At 63.5% G+C, this 18,851-nt stretch carries 16 protein-coding genes; 10 read left to right on the forward strand and 6 right to left on the reverse strand.

Features of this window, described 5'->3' with window-relative positions; all coding sequences use genetic code 11:
* Nucleotides 1–4: 4 nt before the first annotated feature.
* Entirely contained in the window at nucleotides 5–796 is a 792-nt protein-coding gene (locus V1280_RS41605; RefSeq protein ID WP_334536615.1) for a class I SAM-dependent methyltransferase, read from the forward strand.
* Between the two features lie 10 nt (nucleotides 797–806).
* Here the strand turns inward: V1280_RS41605 and V1280_RS41610 are convergent, their stop codons facing one another.
* Entirely contained in the window at nucleotides 807–1,553 is a 747-nt protein-coding gene (locus tag V1280_RS41610; protein ID WP_334536617.1) for a hypothetical protein, read from the reverse strand.
* Between the two features lie 176 nt (nucleotides 1,554–1,729).
* Nucleotides 1,730–2,227, reverse strand: coding sequence for a hypothetical protein (locus tag V1280_RS41615; protein WP_092229874.1), 498 nt, complete (start codon nucleotides 2,225–2,227; stop codon nucleotides 1,730–1,732).
* A gap of 481 nt (nucleotides 2,228–2,708) precedes the next feature.
* Between V1280_RS41615 and V1280_RS41620 the strand changes: the two genes are divergently transcribed.
* The 7 genes from V1280_RS41620 to V1280_RS41650 all read left to right on the forward strand — a co-directional run bounded on the left by V1280_RS41620 (nucleotide 2,709) and on the right by V1280_RS41650 (nucleotide 10,748).
* Complete coding sequence (locus V1280_RS41620) at nucleotides 2,709–2,942, forward strand: hypothetical protein (protein ID WP_148774503.1); 234 nt, start codon at nucleotides 2,709–2,711, stop codon at nucleotides 2,940–2,942.
* Between the two features lie 190 nt (nucleotides 2,943–3,132).
* Nucleotides 3,133–4,017: a squalene synthase HpnC gene (gene hpnC, locus V1280_RS41625; RefSeq protein WP_334536619.1), complete on the forward strand. Its 885-nt coding sequence runs from the start codon at nucleotides 3,133–3,135 to the stop codon at nucleotides 4,015–4,017.
* Nucleotides 4,007–4,846, forward strand: a complete 840-nt coding sequence (gene hpnD, locus V1280_RS41630; protein WP_334536621.1) for a presqualene diphosphate synthase HpnD — start codon at nucleotides 4,007–4,009, stop codon at nucleotides 4,844–4,846. Before hpnC ends, hpnD begins: the two co-directional genes overlap by 11 nt.
* Nucleotides 4,846–6,102: a hydroxysqualene dehydroxylase HpnE gene (gene hpnE / locus V1280_RS41635; protein ID WP_334536623.1), complete on the forward strand. Its 1,257-nt coding sequence runs from the start codon at nucleotides 4,846–4,848 to the stop codon at nucleotides 6,100–6,102. Before hpnD ends, hpnE begins: the two co-directional genes overlap by 1 nt.
* 63 nt (nucleotides 6,103–6,165) lie before the next feature.
* Entirely contained in the window at nucleotides 6,166–8,118 is a 1,953-nt protein-coding gene (shc, locus tag V1280_RS41640) for a squalene--hopene cyclase (protein ID WP_334536625.1), read from the forward strand.
* Nucleotides 8,115–8,864 (forward strand): phosphorylase, encoded by a 750-nt coding sequence (locus V1280_RS41645; RefSeq protein ID WP_334536627.1) that lies wholly within the window; start codon nucleotides 8,115–8,117, stop codon nucleotides 8,862–8,864. The genes shc and V1280_RS41645 overlap by 4 nt, the downstream gene beginning before the upstream one ends.
* Before the next feature lie 201 nt (nucleotides 8,865–9,065).
* Nucleotides 9,066–10,748, forward strand: coding sequence for a methyl-accepting chemotaxis protein (locus V1280_RS41650; protein ID WP_334536629.1), 1,683 nt, complete (start codon nucleotides 9,066–9,068; stop codon nucleotides 10,746–10,748).
* A 37-nt stretch (nucleotides 10,749–10,785) separates the two neighbouring features.
* On the opposite strand, the gene V1280_RS41655 is transcribed toward V1280_RS41650, so the two are convergent.
* Nucleotides 10,786–11,382 carry a tetratricopeptide repeat protein gene (locus V1280_RS41655; RefSeq protein ID WP_334536630.1) on the reverse strand — a complete coding sequence of 199 codons (597 nt, stop codon included), beginning with the start codon at nucleotides 11,380–11,382 and terminating at the stop codon, nucleotides 10,786–10,788.
* Nucleotides 11,383–11,619: 237 nt separating this feature from the next.
* Between V1280_RS41655 and V1280_RS41660 the strand changes: the two genes are divergently transcribed.
* The gene (locus V1280_RS41660; protein ID WP_334536632.1) at nucleotides 11,620–12,291 is read left to right on the forward strand and encodes a transposase; all 672 of its coding nucleotides are present in this window, start codon (nucleotides 11,620–11,622) and stop codon (nucleotides 12,289–12,291) included.
* A 782-nt stretch (nucleotides 12,292–13,073) separates the two neighbouring features.
* On the opposite strand, the gene hpnH is transcribed toward V1280_RS41660, so the two are convergent.
* Complete coding sequence (gene hpnH / locus V1280_RS41665) at nucleotides 13,074–14,234, reverse strand: adenosyl-hopene transferase HpnH (RefSeq protein ID WP_334536634.1); 1,161 nt, start codon at nucleotides 14,232–14,234, stop codon at nucleotides 13,074–13,076.
* Nucleotides 14,235–14,269: 35 nt separating this feature from the next.
* Complete coding sequence (gene ispH / locus V1280_RS41670) at nucleotides 14,270–15,196, reverse strand: 4-hydroxy-3-methylbut-2-enyl diphosphate reductase (RefSeq protein ID WP_334538559.1); 927 nt, start codon at nucleotides 15,194–15,196, stop codon at nucleotides 14,270–14,272.
* 460 nt (nucleotides 15,197–15,656) lie between these two features.
* On the opposite strand from ispH, the gene V1280_RS41675 reads away from it, so the two are divergent.
* The gene (locus V1280_RS41675; protein WP_334536636.1) at nucleotides 15,657–18,245 is read left to right on the forward strand and encodes an MMPL family transporter; all 2,589 of its coding nucleotides are present in this window, start codon (nucleotides 15,657–15,659) and stop codon (nucleotides 18,243–18,245) included.
* Here the strand turns inward: V1280_RS41675 and V1280_RS41680 are convergent.
* On the reverse strand, nucleotides 18,213–18,851 hold the full coding sequence (locus V1280_RS41680) for a DUF2147 domain-containing protein (protein ID WP_334536638.1): 639 nt from the start codon (nucleotides 18,849–18,851) through the stop codon (nucleotides 18,213–18,215). The genes V1280_RS41675 and V1280_RS41680 overlap by 33 nt on opposite strands.

Raw genomic sequence — 18,851 nt, forward strand, 5'->3', positions numbered from 1 at the left:
CTCCATGCCGGATGTGCGACACGATAGCTCCATCACGGAGTTTCAGCAGAAGCGAGGCGGCGACTCGGCCGCCTTCTTTGTGCCCTTTCTGACGCCGGATATGACCCTACTCGACGTCGGTTGCGGTCCGGGGACCATCACGGCGGCGCTTGCCGGGATTGTCGGCATGGCGATCGGCGTCGACATCGAGTCGAACGCAATCGCGGCCGCCCTTCGGCTTGCAACAGGGGCCGGCCTCGCCAATCTCGCTTTTGTCGAAGCCGATATGACCGCGCTTCCGTTCGAGGACGAGACGTTCGACGCGGTGTTCTTTCACGCGGTGCTCTACCATCAGAGCGAGGCGACGCTGAGGCGAGCGCTGGCGGAGGCGCGGCGGGTGCTGAAGCCGGGCGGGTTGCTGGGCACGCGCGATGCCGATGTCGGCGGCAACATTCTTCATCCCGAGCTCGACGGCGTGCGCCTCGCGCTCGATCTCTGGCAGCGCTGGTATGAGCACGACGATCCCAAGGCGCTCCGCTTCGGACGCAGGCAGAGCTCGATCCTTCGCGCGCACGAGTTCACGCCGGTCTGGGCCGGCGCGAGCTACGTCAACCACAGTGCCGATGCTGCAAGCCGCGCCGAGGCCGTCGCGGATGCCAGGCGAAGCCTTCTCGGCCTCGCGCCGCAGCTTCAGAGCAAGGCGCTCGCGACAGATGATGAAGTTCAAGCCGCCCTTGCCGGATGGGATGCCTGGGGGCGCGATCCCGATGCGGTCTATTTCAGATGCCGATGCGAATGCGTCGCGCGCAAAGACTGATCCGGTTGTCTCACGCCTCGACGTGGACGATGCCGTAAGGATTGAACTTGAAGTCGTCCTCGGGGTAGTCCGATGTCCGTGAGAGGCTGAGCGTGCGATCGGCCAGCGTCGCATCGATCCCGCGCTCAGTCATGGCGTCGGCGATCTCGTCGATCAGACGCGCCGCATCGCGATCGCTGCCGCGCGCTTTCGCGACATAGACCTCCGGCAGCCCGACGAGGTGGAAGCCGACGCTCTCGTTGTAGGCCGCGCTGCCGAGCGGGCGCTTGGCGAAGGCGAGGCGACAGGCCCGGCTCATGGCGGTCGTCACCGCGAGGCCCTGGTTCGTCTTCGCCGCCGCCTTGCACTCGGAGGCCAGCTGCATCCATCGCTCGAGTCCATGAGCCACGCCGGCGCTCTCGCCCTTCACAGCAGTCGCGCCGGCCTCGATCAATTCTTCGATGATGCGCAAGGCTGCGGCCGAATAGGCGACCGCCTTCTGCTGCTCCATCGGCGGGCTCAGCACGTAGAGCACGGATTTATGGTTGGCGACGGCGGCCTCGTCAGCGGCGGACCACGCATTGGGAAAGACCCGGTCCCAGCAGACCCCGAACGACCGCGTCATGTGTGGATCGGGCTGCGCCTGCGAATAGGTACGGTCGATCTCGAAACCGAAATCGGTGATCGTCTTTGCGACCGCTTTCGGCGGATGCAGCAGGCTTTCATCCTTGCCGAGGAAACAGAGCACGTGGCGTGGCTTGACTGCCGAAGACGGCATCTGCGGTCCTCCTTGGGTTAGCGATTGATCGTTGGCCCAGGCGCGGTGAGTTGCGATGAGCGCAACTCCCCAACCAAAACCCCAAAGCAGCTGTCTGCGAGATCGGTCCATGTCAGTAAAAAGCCCCCGGCTCGCGAAAACCGGGGGCGTGTTCCTCTTGGAAGCGGGAAGGGCGGTCAGCCCTTCGTCATCGTGATGTTGACGCCGCGGATCTCACCCTTGGACGAGATCTGCACCGTTTGCTTGGACCCGTTGGTGCGCAGCGACAGATTGGCGGCGAAACCATTGGCCTCGACGAACACGTCGATCTGACCGCCGCCGGCGGTGCCCTGCAAATTGCCGAAGATGTTGCGGTTGGACTCGCTCCAGTTGCCGGAGATCCGCTCGCCCTGGCTGGTCACGTCGCTGGTGAGGTCGAACTTGTAGCTGTCGGAGGCGCAATGCAGGGCCTGCTTGAGGCTGAGGCCGGTGCCGGCAACCTTGTAGTCCGCCTTGCAGCGGATGCGCTCGGTCGAGCCGTCGGACAGCGACACCGTGCCGGTGCCGGTCCACGCCCCGTCGAAGCCGGCGAACGGCCCGGACGACTGAGCGTGGCTTGCCGCAACTGAGAAGAGCAGCGCCGCACCAATGCCGGCCGCCTTGATCGCCAGTTCAGATCGCCCAAAGAATTTCATCATCAATATCCCGTTTTGGAACGACGCCTGTTCAGGAAAGGACGTCTCGCCACATCGAAAGTTTAGTGTTGCGAGCCCGTGTCAGGTTCAAGAGCCTGCGTCGGGTTCAAAGCCCAACCAGCCACAATGTCAGGCTGGCGAAGCGGTCTTGCCAGGGGCTGACCCCCGGATCCCCTCTGTTTCCATGTATTTCTGGCCGAAATGCCGGTCGGACAGATGCAGCTCTGCAACAGGTATGCAGTAAAACGCGCCGTGCCCGAATTATGACGTAGTATCAACCCCTTACATCTGGCAATGAAAGACCAAGGGAAGACCTGATTTGGCAGACGCGGCGCCAATTTGGCCGCATTTACCAGCGCTTGTGCCTTCTCCGGTGCCGCTCTTGTCCCGCGGCAACTTGCCATCAGAACAATCCGTTCCCGTTGTCCGCCCTGTGCTGTCCGGGATTGGTGCGATTCTGCCGTCAGAATGAAGGAATACAATGCGTAAGCTTCTCGTCGCTCTCACCCTGCTGTCGACAACCCTTTCGACGGCGGCTTTCGCCCAGGCAGGACGCGGCACGGACGCCGAGCAGAAGGCCTGCACGCGCGATGTGCAGAAGTTCTGCCGTCCGGTCATCGACCAGGGCGATTTCACCGTCCTGGCCTGCCTCAAGGAGAACCGGGCCAAGATCTCGCAGGCCTGCGACCAGGTCCTGAAGAACCACAACCAGTAAGCTCGGCCACTGGCCCACAAAGGCGGCCGCGGGGCCGCCTTTTTCAGGCCGGATCCGGAAGGGCTGCCATCGAGAGACAGGATTGGTTTTGCGGCCGTATTCCCCTATATGGGGGCCGCGGCGGCGCCGGCACGAGCCCGCGCGAGCGCAAAAGCCCCTTCCTGTCCAAACGATTGTTGATCAGCCCTCGATGACCTCTGCGAGCGAATTGCGATCCGGCAAGGGTGACCGCGACGAGAATTTTCCCGTCGCGTCCTGGATCATTCATCCGCGTCATCGCGCGCTGATCCTGGCGTATTACAATTTCGTCCGCACGGCCGACGACATCGCCGATCATGCGACCCTGCCGGCGGACGAAAAGCTTCGCTATCTCGACCTGTTCGAGGCGGAACTGCTCGGCAAGGGCGACACCCAGGCCGAAGCCGTCGCGCTGCGGCGCGCGCTGGCCGAGCGGGGCATGGCACCGCGCCACGCGCTGGACGTGCTCATCGCGTTCCGTATGGACGTGACCAAGCTGCGCTACGAGAACTGGGACGAGGTCATCCACTATTGCCGCTATTCGGCCATGCCGGTCGGCCGCTTCATGCTCGACGTCCATGGCGAGAGCACCTCGACCTGGGCGGCGTCGGATGCGCTCTGCGCGGGCCTGCAGATCAACAACCATCTCCAGGATTGCGGCAAGGATTTTCGCGAGCTCAATCGCGTCTATCTGCCGCGTGATGCGCTGGCCGTGAGCGGCGCTTCCGTCGAGCAGCTCGGGCTCACCTCCTCGCCGCCGGCAATGCTGGTCTGCCTTCAGGCGCTCGCCGTGCGCAACGAAGCGCTGCTCAACGAGGGCAGGTCGTTAGCCGCGGAGATCCGGGATGTCCGCCTCGGCGTCGACGTTGCGGTCATCCAGGCCTATGCAGACCGTATCGTTCGCCTGCTGAAAGTGCGCGATCCTCTGCGCGAGCGCGTGCATCTGAACAAATTTGAACTGCTCATTTTTAGCCTCGCCGGCATGATCGGCGAAGTCGGCCGCCGTGCGATCGGCCGCAAGGCCATCTCGAATCCGGGGACTGCCCATGACGCTTGAGGCGACCGCGCCCAGCGCCAATTATGGCTCGTCCGCATCGAACAGCTCCTTCTACGCTGCGATGCGCATCCTGCCGCGCGACCAGCGCGAGGCGATGTTCCAGATCTACAGCTTCTGTCGCCAGGTCGACGACATCGCCGATTCCGACGGCCCGCGCGACGAGCGGCTCGCCGCGCTCCAGGAATGGCGCAACGATATCGACGCGCTCTACCAGGGCAATCCGCCGCCGCGGCTGAAGGACTACGTCGCCTCGGTGAAGACCTTCGGGCTGAAGCGCGAGGATTTTCTCGCCATTGTCGACGGCATGGAAATGGACGTGCCGCAGGACATCCGCGCACCCGACATGGCAATGCTGGACTTGTATTGTGATCGTGTTGCGAGCGCCGTCGGGAGGCTGTCGGTGCGGGTGTTCGGCCTGCCGGAAGAGGACGGCATCCTGCTCGCGTACCACCTCGGCCGCGCGCTGCAGCTCACCAACATCCTGCGCGACATCGACGAGGATGCAACGCTCGGCCGGCTCTATCTGCCGCGCGAGGCGCTGCTGCATGCCGGCATCACCTCCAACGATCCGAACCGCGTGATCGCCGAGCGCGCGTTGCCGAAAGCCTGCCTGCCGCTGACGCAGCGCGCGAAGGCGCATTTCGAGAAGTCGGACGAGATCATGAACCGCAACAGGCGCCGCGCGGTGCGCGCGCCGCGGATCATGTCGAAGTACTATCACGCCATTCTGGACCTCCTGATCGCGCGCGGCTTCAACGCGCCGCGCGAGCCGGTGCGTGTGTCGAAGGTCACACGCTTCGCGATCCTGTTCCGCTACGCTTTCATCTGATGCAAAACACAGCTCACATCATCGGCGCCGGAATTTCCGGCCTCTCCGCCGCCGTGCGGCTCGCCAATGCCGGCTTCAAGGTCGCCGTGCACGAAGCGACGCAACAGGCCGGCGGCCGTTGCCGCTCTTATTTCGACGGCGCCACCAATCTCACCATCGACAACGGCAATCATCTGCTGCTGTCGGGCAACAGCCACGCGCGCGCCTATGCGCGCTCGATCGGCACCGAGGCGGGCCTGGTCGGTCCTGAGACTGCGCAGTTTCCCTTCGTCGACATCAAGACCGGGCAACGCTGGCAGATCGATCTCGGCGCCGGCCGGCTGCCGACCTGGGTGCTCGACGAGAGCCGCCGCGTGCCCGACACCGGGCTCACCGATTACCTCAAGCTGGCGCCGCTGATCTGGGCCTCGGAACAGACGCTGGTCGGCAAATCCATTCCCTGCGAAGGCATTCTCTATCAGCGCCTGGTGCAGCCGTTGCTGCTCGCGGCGCTCAACGTCGATCCGCCCGAGGGTTCGGCCGGGCTTGCCGGCGCGATCGTGCGCGAGACGCTGCTGGCGGGCGGGCAGGCCTGCCGTCCGCTGATCGCGCGCGACGGCCTCAGCGCCGTGCTGATCGAGCCTGCTGTGACATTCTTGGCTGAGCGCGGCCACTCCGTTCAGCTCGGCCATGAGCTGCGCTCCTTCGTCACCAGTGACGGCAAGGTCAGCGCGCTGAATTTCGGCGGCGAGAATGTGGTCCAGCTTGCTGCGGGCGATGTGATCGTGATGGCGGTGCCGCCGCGCTCCGCCGCGAGCCTGCTGCCCGGGCTGAAGACGCCGACCGAATTCCGCGCCATCGTGAACGCGCATTTCCGCATCACACCGCCGGCGGGTTCGGCGCCGATCCTGGGCGTGATCGGCGGCGTCGTGGAATGGCTGTTTGCGTTCCCGAACCGGCTCTCCGTCACCATCAGCAATGGCGACCGCCTCGTCGACATGCCGCGCGAGGAACTCGCGCAGGCGATCTGGAACGATGTCTGCGAGGCCTGCGGTGTCTCCGGCGAACTGCCTCCTTGGCAGATCGTACGCGAGCGCCGCGCCACATTTGCGGCCACGCCGGCACAGAATGCCCTGCGTCCGGCGCCGGTCACCGCGCTGAAAAACCTGTTCCTCGCCGGCGACTGGACTGCTACGGGATTGCCGGCAACGATCGAGGGATCGGTTCGGTCCGGTGATCGCGCCGCCGATCTGGTTTTGGCCGCCAAAGGAACTTGAAACGCGGCCCTGACGGGCAATGTCTCCGTCACTTTCAATCGACATTCGGAGCAATCGAGCGACATGGATTCCGTGAACGCGACCAGCGGCGAAGCTTTGGAATCGAGCATTGCGTCGGCCACGCAAGGCGTGCTCGGCTTTCAGCAACCCGACGGCCATTGGGTCTTCGAGCTCGAGGCCGACTGCACGATCCCGGCCGAATACGTCCTGCTGCGCCATTACCTCGCAGAGCCCGTCGACACCGGGCTCGAGGCCAAGATCGGCAACTATCTGCGCCGCGTCCAGGGCGCCCATGGCGGCTGGCCGCTGGTGCATGACGGCGAGTTCGACATGAGCGCCAGCGTGAAGGCCTATTTCGCGCTGAAGATGATCGGCGATTCCGTCGATGCGCCGCATATGGTTCGCGCGCGCGAGGCGATCCATTCGCACGGTGGCGCGATCAACAGCAACGTCTTCACCCGTTTTCTGCTCGCGACGTTCGGCGTGGTGACCTGGCGCGCGACGCCGGTGCTGCCGATCGAGATCATGCTGCTGCCGTTCTGGTTCCCGTTCCACATCAACAAGATCTCGTACTGGGCGCGCACCACCATGGTGCCCTTGATGGTGATCGCCGCGCTGAAGCCGCGCGCGAAGAATCCGAAGGGCGTCGGCATCGACGAGCTGTTTCTCCAGGATCCCCGCTCGATCGGCATGACCGCGAGGGCGCCACACCAGAGCAAGGCCTGGTTCGTGCTGTTCAGCGCGCTCGACAGCGTCTTGCGCGTGGTCGAGCCGATGTTTCCGAAACGCCTGCGCCAGCGCGCCATCGACGCCGCGCTCGCTTTCACCGAGGAGCGGCTCAACGGCGAGGACGGCATGGGCGCGATCTATCCGCCCATGGCCAACATCGTCATGATGTACGATGCGCTCGGCAAGGACGAGAACTTCCCGCCGCGCGCGATCACGCGCCGGGGCATCGACAAGCTGCTCGTGATCAAAGGCGACGAGGCTTATTGCCAGCCCTGCGTCTCGCCGATCTGGGACACCACGCTGACCGCGCACGCATTGCTCGAGGCCGGCGGTGACAAGGCGGTGCCTGCTGCGAAGCAGGGCCTCGACTGGCTGATCCCGAAGCAGGAGTTCGAGGTCAAGGGCGACTGGGCGGTGAAGCGGCCCGACGTGCGCCCGGGCGGCTGGGCGTTCCAGTACAACAATGCCCATTACCCCGATCTCGACGACACCGCCGTGGTGGTGATGTCGATGGATCGCATGCGCCGGGAACACGGTGCGACCGGCTATGACGCTGCGATCGACCGCGGCCGGGAGTGGATCGAGGGCATGCAGAGCGACGATGGCGGGTGGGCTGCCTTCGACGTCAACAACCTCGAATACTATCTGAACAACATCCCGTTCTCCGACCACGGCGCGCTGCTCGACCCACCGACCGAGGACGTCACGGCGCGCTGCATCTCGATGCTGGCCCAGCTCGGCGAGACCGCGAAGACCAGCAAGCACGTCGCCGACGGCGTGGCCTATCTGCGCAAGACCCAGCATCCGGAAGGCTCCTGGTACGGCCGCTGGGGCATGAACTTCATCTACGGAACCTGGTCGGTGCTCTGCGCGCTCAACATGGCCGGCGTTCCCTACACCGATCCCATGATGCGCAAGGCGGCCGGCTGGCTGGCCTCGATCCAGAACCAGGATGGCGGCTGGGGCGAGGACGCTGTCAGCTACCGGCTGGACTACAAGGGCTGGGAACCGGCTCCCTCGACCGCCTCGCAAACGGCATGGGCCTTGCTTGCCCTGATGGCTGCTGGCGAGGTTGATCACCCGGCCGTCGCCCGTGGGGTGGAGTACCTGATTGCAACACAGAACGAAAAAGGACTGTGGGACGAGAGCCGCTACACCGCCACAGGCTTCCCCCGCGTGTTCTATCTGCGGTATCATGGTTATCCAAAGTTCTTCCCGCTGTGGGCGTTGGCGCGGTACCGGAACTTGCGGAGCACCAACAGCAGGGTGGTAGGGGTCGGGATGTGACTTTGGGGATGGGGGACTATGTTACCGCGGGGCAAGCTATTGACCCGCGCCCGATATTGATCGTGACCGGACTGGTTCAGGAGGCCCGCATCGCTGCCGGGCCCGGAATGGCGGTCATTTGCTCGTCGAGCAGCCCGACCCAGTTGCGCGCACTTCTGACGGTGGTGGATCCCGAGACGATTCGTGGCGTGATCTCGTTCGGCGTGGCCGGCGGGCTCGACCCGACGCTGCGCTCCGGCGACGTCGTGGTGGCGACCGAGGTGCTCGCGGGCGATACCCGCTGGGCCGCTGGCCTGTCGCTCAGCGACGACCTCATCGACAAGCTGACCTCCGGCCGCCGCCGGGTTGTGCGCGGTTCCCTGGCCGGCGCCGAGCAAGTGGTCACCGGCAGCACCTCGAAGGCGGCGCTGCATTCGGAGACCGGCGCCTCCGCCGTCGACATGGAAAGCCACATCGCGGCCGCCTACGCCGCCGAGGCCGGCTTGCCGTTCGCCGCGGTCCGCGTCATCAGCGATCCCGCCCACCGCGCGCTGCCGGCGCTTGCGCGTGCCGCCATCAAGCCGAACGGCCAGATCGACCTCGCCGCCGTGCTCCGCGGCATCGTACGCAATCCGGGTGCGCTGCATGCGCTGGTCTCGACCGGCATCGACTTCAACCGCGCGCTACGCTCGTTGCGCGGCTGCCGCGACTTCCTGATCGGCACCGAGCTCGTGGAGAGCGAGGTGCTGGCCTCCAAGGCGGCCTGAGCGGCTTCTTAGGTCCGACAAAGGAAAAGGCCCGGTCGCCATTGGCGATCGGGCCCTTTTTCGTTTGGTGTGCGCAGCCCGGGAGGCCGGGACGCCGGCAGGATGCTGGTTAAGGAAGGATTGAAACTTCGCGGCTAGAGTTGGGATGACGACGTCTCGACGACGCATGCCCTTCCCGAAGCCATCCACGCCGGATCATTCATGCCGCATCTTATCGACATATCGATCCGCGTCCGGACTTTCATCGCTTTTGGATTGGTCCTGCTCGTCACGATCGGTCTCGGCTCCTTTGCGCTCGTTCAAATCGCGGTCGTCGACCGGGCGGCAAACGACCTCGGCGGCAAGGCTATGCCCGCATTGTTCCAGAGCAGCGAGATGCTCAATGCGGTCATCAATTTTCGGCGGGAGGAAGCCAACCGTCTCCTGAGCGTGACGCCTGAGGATGGGCGATATCGCGAAGGGCTGATGGACAAATACGCGACGAAGGCCGTCGACGTCAGGAAGACCTATCAACCCAATTCCGCCGAGGAAAAAACGGCGATCGCCCAGTTCGATTCGACCTGGCCGGAATACCAGAAATCCACAGTCTCGGTCGTGGATGCGCTGAAGGCCGGGGACAACGCCGCGGCTCGCAAATACTACGTCGGTGAAAATAGAAACCAGTTTGACGCCCTCAACCTGACGCTTGCCAAGATCGTCGAGCTGAACGAGCGGGCGGGACGCCAATCCTATGATCTGGTCAATGCCGCGACGGATCGCGCGCGCCTCGGCGTCATTGTTGCCCTGGTTGTGGCGACCTGCATCGCGCTTGCCGCCGGCATGGTGACGGTCCTGACCACGGCATCGCCGATCCGGCGGTTGACCGGCGTGATGGCGCAGTTGAGCGGCAACGATCTGCAGGTCACGATTCCGGATGCGGACCGGCGCGATGAGATCGGCGCGATGGCGCGCGCCGTCGGGATCTTCAAGAGCGGTCTCATCGAAGCCGACAGGCTGGCCGCGGTTCAAAGGGCGGACGAAGCGGAAAAGACCCGCAGGGTCGGCATGATCGATGCCCTGGTGTCCGACTTCGACGCACGCTCGTCCGACGCGCTGGCGAGCTTCGGCGCGGCGGCAACGCAGCTCGACTCGACGGCCCAGAGCATGTCGGCACTCGCAAAGGAGTCGGCCCAGCAGACCAACATTGCTGCCACGGCAGCGGCCTCGACGACGACCAACGTCCAAAGCGTGGAATCGGCTGCCGAAGCGATGGCGACCAGCATTGCCGACATCAATAGCCAGGTTGGATACGCCAAGGAGATCGCGGACCGCGCGTCTGACGACATCCGGCGAACCAGCACCACCGTTGTCGGCCTGACCCAGGCCACCCAGAAGATCGGGGAGATCGTCACGCTGATCCAGGCGATTGCCGCCCAGACCAATCTGCTGGCGTTGAACGCCACGATCGAAGCGGCCCGGGCCGGCGAGGTCGGCAAGGGATTTGCCGTCGTGGCAGCGGAGGTGAAGGGGCTGGCCAACCAGACGGCAAAGGCGACGGACGAGATCGCGACGCAGATTGCCGCGGTCCAGAAGGTCTCCGGCGAAACCTCGTCGGCGATCCAGGGAATCGGCACGACCATCGAGGAGCTCAACGCGATCTCGACCCGCATCGCCGGCGCCATGGACCAGCAGGGCGCTTCGACCCACGAAATCAGTCGCAACGTCAAGCAGGCAGCCGCAGGCACCCGGGAGATGGCCGACACCATGGTCCACGTGACCCGTGCCGCCGGCGAATCCGGCACGGCATCCGCCCAGGTCTTGCAGGCGGCATCGGATCTCTCGCTCCGATCCAAATCCCTGCAATCGCAAGTCGCAACCTTTTTGACAGCGATCAAGACCGCCTGATTGCGGTGACAGGAGTGAGGGATACCCCCGCACGCCATCAGCTTCTCATTCGTTGACCTTTCGGATCAGAGACTGCACCCATGACAGCCTCAGCCAGCCCAGAGGCAAACAACCAGATGCCTCTAGTGAGGTCGACGGGTCCACCCCTGCCTCGAAGCAACAGGCCAGCCAGGCGCCGTTTTGCAAAGACGTGCCCTAGTGAGGATGCTCTTTCGAAAAATTCGCGGGCCAGAGCTGGCTGGGGAGTTACCCCGGTGCCATCCGCAAACATCATACCAAGCCGGTATAACGACGGCAGGTAGTCCCAAGACGCTCCAAGGCGGAACATCTCTTCCGCGCGTTGGTATTCTTTTAGATCCAAGCATAGCAACCCGAGTTGATGTGGAGCTACGCGCGATCCCTCGCTCGTCGCGCGATTGAGCCAACTCTTGGCACGTTCAACATCAGGCGAGACGCCTAACCCTTTTCGATAAGCATCGGCCAGATATACCATGCTCATCAATGATCCTCTGCCCGCCAACTCTTCCAGCATAGGCAGCGCCCTTTCGGGGTGCGCTTTCAACAATTCGTGGGCCGCCGACAGCGCTGGCAAATCAGGCTCTTGCTGAAACTCATCGACGTCGGACCCACTCATCACCGGTAATCCAATTGACGGTTAATCGAACGGCAAAACCCTGTTGTCATTTTTTCGGATCTTTTGATCCCGTGATGACGGGCCCTGTTGGTGGCGTTATTTCGATCCGCGGCGGCGTCGAGCCGGTAACATAGCACATGATCGCCAGACAAATCGCTCTGACTTTCTCGCAAAACGTGCAATTACGGTGACAGTGCACTAAATTGACGCAGAAGAGCTTCGCAGCCATGATGCGGCATGGCTCGTCTTGCTCGTGTCGTCATTCCCGGCCACCCGCACCATGTCACCCAGCGCGGCAACGGTCGCGCCCGCACGTTCTTCGAGGACGGCGACTATGCGCTGTATCGCGACCTGCTCGCGGCAAATTGCAAGGCCGCCGGCGTCGAGGTGTGGGCCTGGTGTCTGATGCCCAACCACGTGCACCTCATCCTGGTGCCATCCGATCCCGACGGGCTGCGCCACGCGCTTGCGCGCGTTCACCGCAGCTATGCCGGGACCATCCAGGCGCGACGCAAGCGCACCGGTCATTTCTGGCAAGGCCGTTTTGGTGCCGTCGTCATGGACGAACAGCATCTCGCGGCGGCGCTGCGCTACGTGTCGCTCAATCCGGTGCGGGCGCGCCTGGTGCAGCGGGCGCAAGACTGGCGCTGGGCGAGCACGCGTGCGCATTTGCGCGGCAAGGACGATGGCCTGACCGCGCTGACGCCGATCCGCGATCGTTTTCCGGAGTTCTCAGACTTGCTGGCGACCGAACCGGAAGCCGATCTGTTCAACGCACTGCGTTCCGCGGAGAGCATCGGCCGGCCGCTCGGAGACAACCGCTTTCTCGCCCGTATCGAGCGCCAGACCGGGCGCGTCCTCAAGCCAGCCAAGCGCGGACCCAAGCCGTCCGTGCAGCAAGACGGATGATCTATTTAGTGCACTGTCACCGAAATTTGCTGCCATCATATCTGCGCTTTCAAGATGCTCGCCCATACGTAGGCCTAGCGTCAAGTCGCTACTCTAGGATGATGTTCTTCTGCTTGTAAATATAGATTGTGTCTCTATCACTTTATCGTTTTGATTGATGAAGTGGTAAAGCTGTCATGAGCCGCACAAGTCGGGGCGCGTCTTAGCTTGATGTTTTTCATCGAGCCGAGTCGCCAATCCAACGACGGGCCAAACGTAACGCGTTGGATAAATGATTTGCGGAAAGGGCTAGCATGGCATAGTGCCACTGTTTTGCCCGACGCGTCAAACGGAATTCGCGAAATACGAAATAGAGGCGCCGACCTTCGATTGTGCTCGAACTGACGGCGTGCCTCGAATTGTGGTGCAGCGCTGCGGAATCACCGGCCGTTGCCCGTTTGTCGCTGATCTACGCGATACCGCAATGGCTTAGCCGAACGGGCGTGGTACCGTTCGGCCGGCGCGTTTCTACTGTGCATGGGGTTGTTTTTCACTTTTTGCTGGGAGGCCGAGCCGGCGTGGTCCTGCAAAGAGAGAAGCGAATGCGCCGCGTGCGTTGCCCCCGGATTCTCCTTGAGCTTGAGCTGGGCAAATGAAAAGGCCCGGTCGCCAATGGCGACCGGGCCTTTCTGTTTCGCTGTCCGTAGCCCGGATGGAGCGAAGCGCAATCCGGGGCCTTGCAACGCGGAGAGACTGTCCCGGATTTCGCTTCGCTCCATCCGGGCTACAAGTCGATGGCGCGCTTACGCGGCAGTCGAAGCCTTCCTAGCAGCCTTCTCCTGCGCGGCAGCGGCTTCGTCCTTGCGAATCTCCGACAGGCGCTTCTGCACTTCGGCCGAGAAGATGTACTGCGCCGGGCGCTGCTTCGACATGTCGATCTCCGGCGCCATCGGGCCGGTGGTCCTGATGCCGCGCAGCGACACCCACATCGCCTTGATCGGGTTGTTGAGCGCGGCGGTCGCAGCCGTCGGCTCGTAGCCGCAATGGGCCATACAGTCGGCGCACTTCTCGTACTTGCCGGTGCCGTAGGTCTCCCAGTCGGTGGTGTCCATCAGCTCCTTGAAGGTTTTTGCGTAGCCTTCACCGAGGAGATAGCAGGGCTTCTGCCAGCCGAAGATGTTGCGCGCGGGCATGCCCCACGGCGTGCACTCGTATTCCTGGTTGCCGGCGAGGAAGTCCAGGAACAGGCCGGAATGCATGAAGTTCCACTTCTTGCCCTTGCCCATCGCAAAGACGTCGCGGAACAGCTTCTTGGTCTTGGTGCGGTTGAGGAAGTGCTCCTGGTCCGGCGCGCGCTCATAGGCGTAGCCCGGCGACATCGAGACGCCGACACCGAGCTCGACGGTGAGGTCCAAGAACTTTGCGATCTCCTCGGCCGGATGGCCGTCGAAGATGGTGGCGTTGACGTTGACGGTGAAGCCGCGCGCCTTCGCCGCCTTGATCGCGGAGACGGCGCGGTCGAACACGCCCTTCTGCGACACCGCCTTGTCGTGATGGTCCTTCAGGCCGTCGAGATGCACGGAGAAGAACAGATAGGGCGAGGGCTCGAACAGATCGAGCTTCTTCTCCAGCAGCAGCGCATTGGTGCAGAGCGAGACGAACTTCTTGCGCGCGACGAGGCCGCGCACGATCTCGCCGATCTCCTTGTGGATCAGCGGCTCGCCGCCGGGGATCGCCACCATCGGCGCGCCGCACTCGTCGGCCGCGTCCCAGCACTCCTGCGCGGTCATGCGGCGGTTGAGGATCGCATCCGGATAGTCGATCTTGCCGCAACCGACGCAGGCGAGGTTGCAGCGGAACAGCGGCTCCAGCATCAGCACGAGCGGATAGCGTTTGCGGCCAAGCAGTTTCTGCTTGAGCAAATAGCCGCCGATACGCATTTCCTTGAAGAAGGGGATTGCCATTACACGTTTCTTTCTGGGCTTGAAATTCGGGTAGGTCAGCTTGCAGCCAGTTGGGCCGGAAGCCGGAATTCGATGTTTTCCTCGCGGCCCGGGAGCACCGAGACCGTCACCGGTCCGATCCGCCGCAGCGCTTCGATCACGTCATCCACCAGCACCTCGGGCGCCGACGCGCCGGCCGTGAGGCCGACGGTTCTGGCACCTTTCAACCACTCCGGATTGAGCTCGCGGCCATCGGCGATCAGATAACTCGCGACGCCGGCCTCAGTGCCGATTTCGCGGAGCCGGTTCGAGTTCGAGCTATTGGTAGCGCCCACCACCAAGATCACGTCGACCAGCTTGCTCAAGTCCCTTACCGCAGATTGGCGGTTCTGTGTCGCATAGCAGATATCCCGGATGTCCGGGCCTTGAATATCTGTAAATTTGGCTTGAAGAGCCCCGATAATGTCCCTGGTGTCGTCGACCGACAGCGTGGTCTGGGTGATGTAGGCCACTGGCGTATCCGCCGGCAGCGCCAGGGCCTTGGCCTCTTCGACGCTCTGGACCAGCAGGACGGGCCCGGGAACCTGGCCCATCGTGCCCTCGACCTCGGGGTGGCCGGCATGGCCGATCAGGATCAGGGTACGGCCCTTGGTGATGTAGCGCTTCCCCTGATTGTGAACTTTCGTGACCAGGGGGCAGGTGGCATTTAGCACCGGAAGGTCGCGCGCGGCGGCCTCTTCCTCGACGCTGCGGGCGACACCATGGGCGCTGAAAACGGTGACAGCCTTCGGTGGAACGTCGGACAGCTCCTCGACGAAGATCGCGCCTTTGTTCTTCAGGCTCTCGACGACGTATTTGTTGTGCACGATCTCATGGCGCACGTAGACGGGCGGGCCGTATTTCTCCAGGGCCCGCTCCACGATCTCGATCGCGCGCACCACGCCCGCGCAAAAGCCGCGCGGCTGCGCTAGATAAACTTCCATTGGACGCCCATCACGCAAGTTGCACCAATCCGCTCATTGTCCCAGGCGGCACCCTGATACGGGCCAATGCTGCAATATCCGCACCATTGGTGTCGCGACCGCGGTAACCGCCCACCCCATCTGGGCCCAGGCGCATGCAGGCACAGCACTTTGTGTCAAAAAATCGGCGACAAGGAAAGGTGGAACAAGCCTCGGGGTTCCAAGCCAAGTCCAGATCAGGTATTATAATACTTCAATTCGCGTGAGCAAGACAGCGACATTTGTGCTCACCCCTTCGTCACTTTACCGCCTCATCTCCGCGGCTATACCGGCCGTCCCGCATGATTTTGCCACGGTCTCCCGGCGTTTACTTCGAACCTTGTTCCCGCGAGAGCGACCCAAAACAGCAATAGGTTTCGCTTGGGAACTCCGATAAACAGCGGGCGTTTCCGGCAGGCTGTTAACACTAGAAAGAAAATACGTGCTGCAAAGCGTAGTCGTTGCCATCGTCAGGGCCTGCACCCGGTTTGCCTCCCTCGTCGTCGTTCTCGGGCTCCTGCTGGCAGTGGGGGCGGGCTATTACACGTCCCAGCACTTCGTTATCAACACCGACATCAATTCGCTGATTGCCCAGAATCTGGACTGGCGCCAGCGCGACCAGCAGTTCGACCGCGCCTTCGACCGTGACGCGACGATTCTCGCGGTCGTCGAGGCCAGGACGCCGGAGATGGCCACCGCAGCCGCGGACGCGCTGTTTGCCAAGCTGAAGGACAACAAGACCGAATTCCAGTCGATGCAGCAACTCGGCACCGGTGAATTCTTCGAGAAGAACGGCCTGTTGTTCCTGCCGACCGAGGAAGTCGGCAAGACCACCGGCCAGTTCGAATCCGCCGCGCCCCTGATCGAGATCATGGCCGGCGATCCGTCGATCCGCGGTCTGACCGGTGCGCTGGAGACCGGGCTTGCCGGCGTGAAGCGTGGGCAGGTCAAGCTCGACAGCACCGCGCGGCCGTTCAACCAGATCGCAGGGACGGTCGAGACCGTGCTCAACAAGGGCAATGCGAGCTTCTCCTGGCGCGAACTCGTCAGCGACGAGCCACTGTCGGATTCCGACAAGCGCGCCTTCATCGAGTTCAAGCCGGTCCTCGATTACAACGCGCTGGAGCCCGGCAAGGGTGCCACTGACGCGATCCGCAAGGCCGCCGTCGATCTGGATTTCGCGACCAAATACCAGGCGCGGGTGCGCCTGACCGGGCCGGTGCCGATCGCCAACGAGGAATACGCCACCGTGCAAGAAGGCGCCGTCGTCAACGGCGTCGGCACGGTCGTCGTGGTGCTCCTGATCCTGTGGCTGGCGCTGCATTCCTCGAAGATCATCTTCGCGGTGTTCGTCAATCTCTTCGTCGGCCTTGCGCTGACGACCGCCGCCGGCCTGATGATGGTCGGCTCGTTCAACCTGCTGTCGATCGCGTTCGCCGTGCTGTTCGTCGGCCTCGGCGTCGATTTCGGCATCCAGTACAGCGTCCGCTATCGCTCCGAGCGCTACAAGCACGACGATCTCTCCGGCGCGCTGGTGCTTGCCGCGAAGCGCTCCGCGGTGCCGTTGTCGCTGGCGGCGATGGCGACGGCCGCCGGCTTCCTCTGTTTCCTGCCGACCGACTACAAGGGCATTTCCGAGCTCGGCCAGATTGCCGGCGTCGGCATGCTGGTGGCGTTTGTCTCCAGCATCACCGTACTGCCGGCGATGCTGAAGCTGCTGAATCCGCCCGGCGAGATGGAGCCGGTCGGCTATGCCTTCCTGGCGCCGCTCGATTACTTCCTGGAGAAGCACCGCGTGCTGGTCGTCGGCGGCACGTTGCTGCTGGCGGTCGCCGGCCTGCCGCTGCTCTACTTCCTGAAGTTCGACTTCAACCCGATGAATCTGCGCAATCCGAAGGCCGAATCGATCGCGACCTTCCTCGACCTGCGCAAGGATCCCAACACCGGCGCCAATGCCATCAACGTGATGGTCACCACGGAAGAACAGGCCAAGCAGGTCGAAGCGAAGCTGGAGAAGGTGCCGGAAGTGTTGCGCGTGATGTCGCTCGACAGTTTTGTGCCGGAAGACCAGCAGCCCAAGCTGAAGCTGCTCGCCCAGGGCGCCAAGGTCCTGAACCCCGCGCTCAACCCGGACCAGGTCGACGCGGCGCCGTCGGACCAGGAGAACGTCGAGGCGCTGAAATCCTCGGTCGACAATCTGCGCCGGACCGCCGGTGACGCCAAAGGCCCGGGTGCGGTCGCTTCGCGCCGGCTCGCGGACGCGCTCGAGAAGCTCGCCAATTCGGATGAGGCGACCCGCAACAAGGCGCAGGACGTGTTCGTCACGCCGATGAAGATCGTGTTCGACCAGCTCAGGAACGCGATGCAGGCCGAGCCGGTCACCCTGAAGTCCCTGCCGCCTGATCTGGTGAACGCCTGGAAGAGCAAGGACGGAATCATCCGCGTCGAAGCTCAGCCGAAGGGTGATCCCAACGATAACGACACGCTGCGCAAATTTGCGGCAGCCGTGCTCGCGGCCGAGCCGACCGCGATCGGCGGACCGGTCTCGATCCTGAAGTCCGGCGATACCGTCGTGAATGCATTCATCCATGCCGGCATCTATGCGTTGCTGGTGATCGGCCTGTTGCTGTGGCTGACGCTGCGCCGCATCGTCGATGTGCTGATGACGCTGGTGCCGCTTCTGGTCGCGGGCGCCGTGACGCTCGAGATCTGCGTGTTGATCGGCCTGCCGCTCAACTTCGCCAATATCGTCGCGTTCCCGCTGCTGCTCGGCGTCGGCGTCGCGTTCAAGATCTATTATGTCGTGGCGTGGCGGTCCGGCAGGACAAACCTGCTTCAGACCAGCCTGACGCGCGCGATCTTTTTCAGCGCACTGACGACGGCGACCGCGTTCGGCAGCCTTTGGCTGTCGAGCCATCCGGGCACGTCCAGCATGGGCAAGCTGCTCGCACTTTCTCTGGTGACGACGCTTGCCGCAGTGCTGCTGTTTCAGCCGGCCCTAATGGGCAAACCCCGTAATCTCAGGGAGTAGGCAGATGTCGCCGACGGGATCGGCGGTTGCGGTCTTCTGACCGGGCTTGGCGGCGACGGCAGCGTTCTTCGGTGCCGTGGTCGCGGGCGCAGGCGCTGCAGCGGGTGGCGTGGTTGCGGCCTTTGGCGCCGCGCCGGTGGTTTTTGGTGCACCCTTGGCCATCGCATTAGAAGCGCTCAAAGGAATAGGCGGACCGACCCGGGTCCAGGTCTCGCCGCCGCACAGGAAGCCGAGCACGCAGCCCTTGATCTCGAGCTGGTCGATGCCGACAGGCGTGATGGTCGCACTGTACATCTGACCATCTTTCGCGTTGTAGACCTGACCTTCCCATTGCTCGGCGCCGGCCGTCTTCTTCATGTCGATCAGGGTCGCCATGCCCAGTGTCGGTCTGTTCTTTTTTGAGACATCCGGGTTGTTCTCGTCGCGGCCTCCAGGCTGCTTTTCCCAGGAAACCGCGCCCCACATGCTGCCGTTGCATTGGGCGACGCGGATATTGGCAACGCCATCGGCGACCCGCCAGTCGCCGGTAGGATCGGCGGCGAGCGCCGGTGTCAGGCCGGCGTAACCGCCTGCCAGTATTATTCCGGTGTAAATGGCCAAACGCAT

Origin of the sequence: Bradyrhizobium sp. AZCC 2230, from assembly GCF_036924495.1 — a bacterium.
In the GTDB taxonomy this organism is placed as follows: domain Bacteria; phylum Pseudomonadota; class Alphaproteobacteria; order Rhizobiales; family Xanthobacteraceae; genus Bradyrhizobium; species Bradyrhizobium rifense.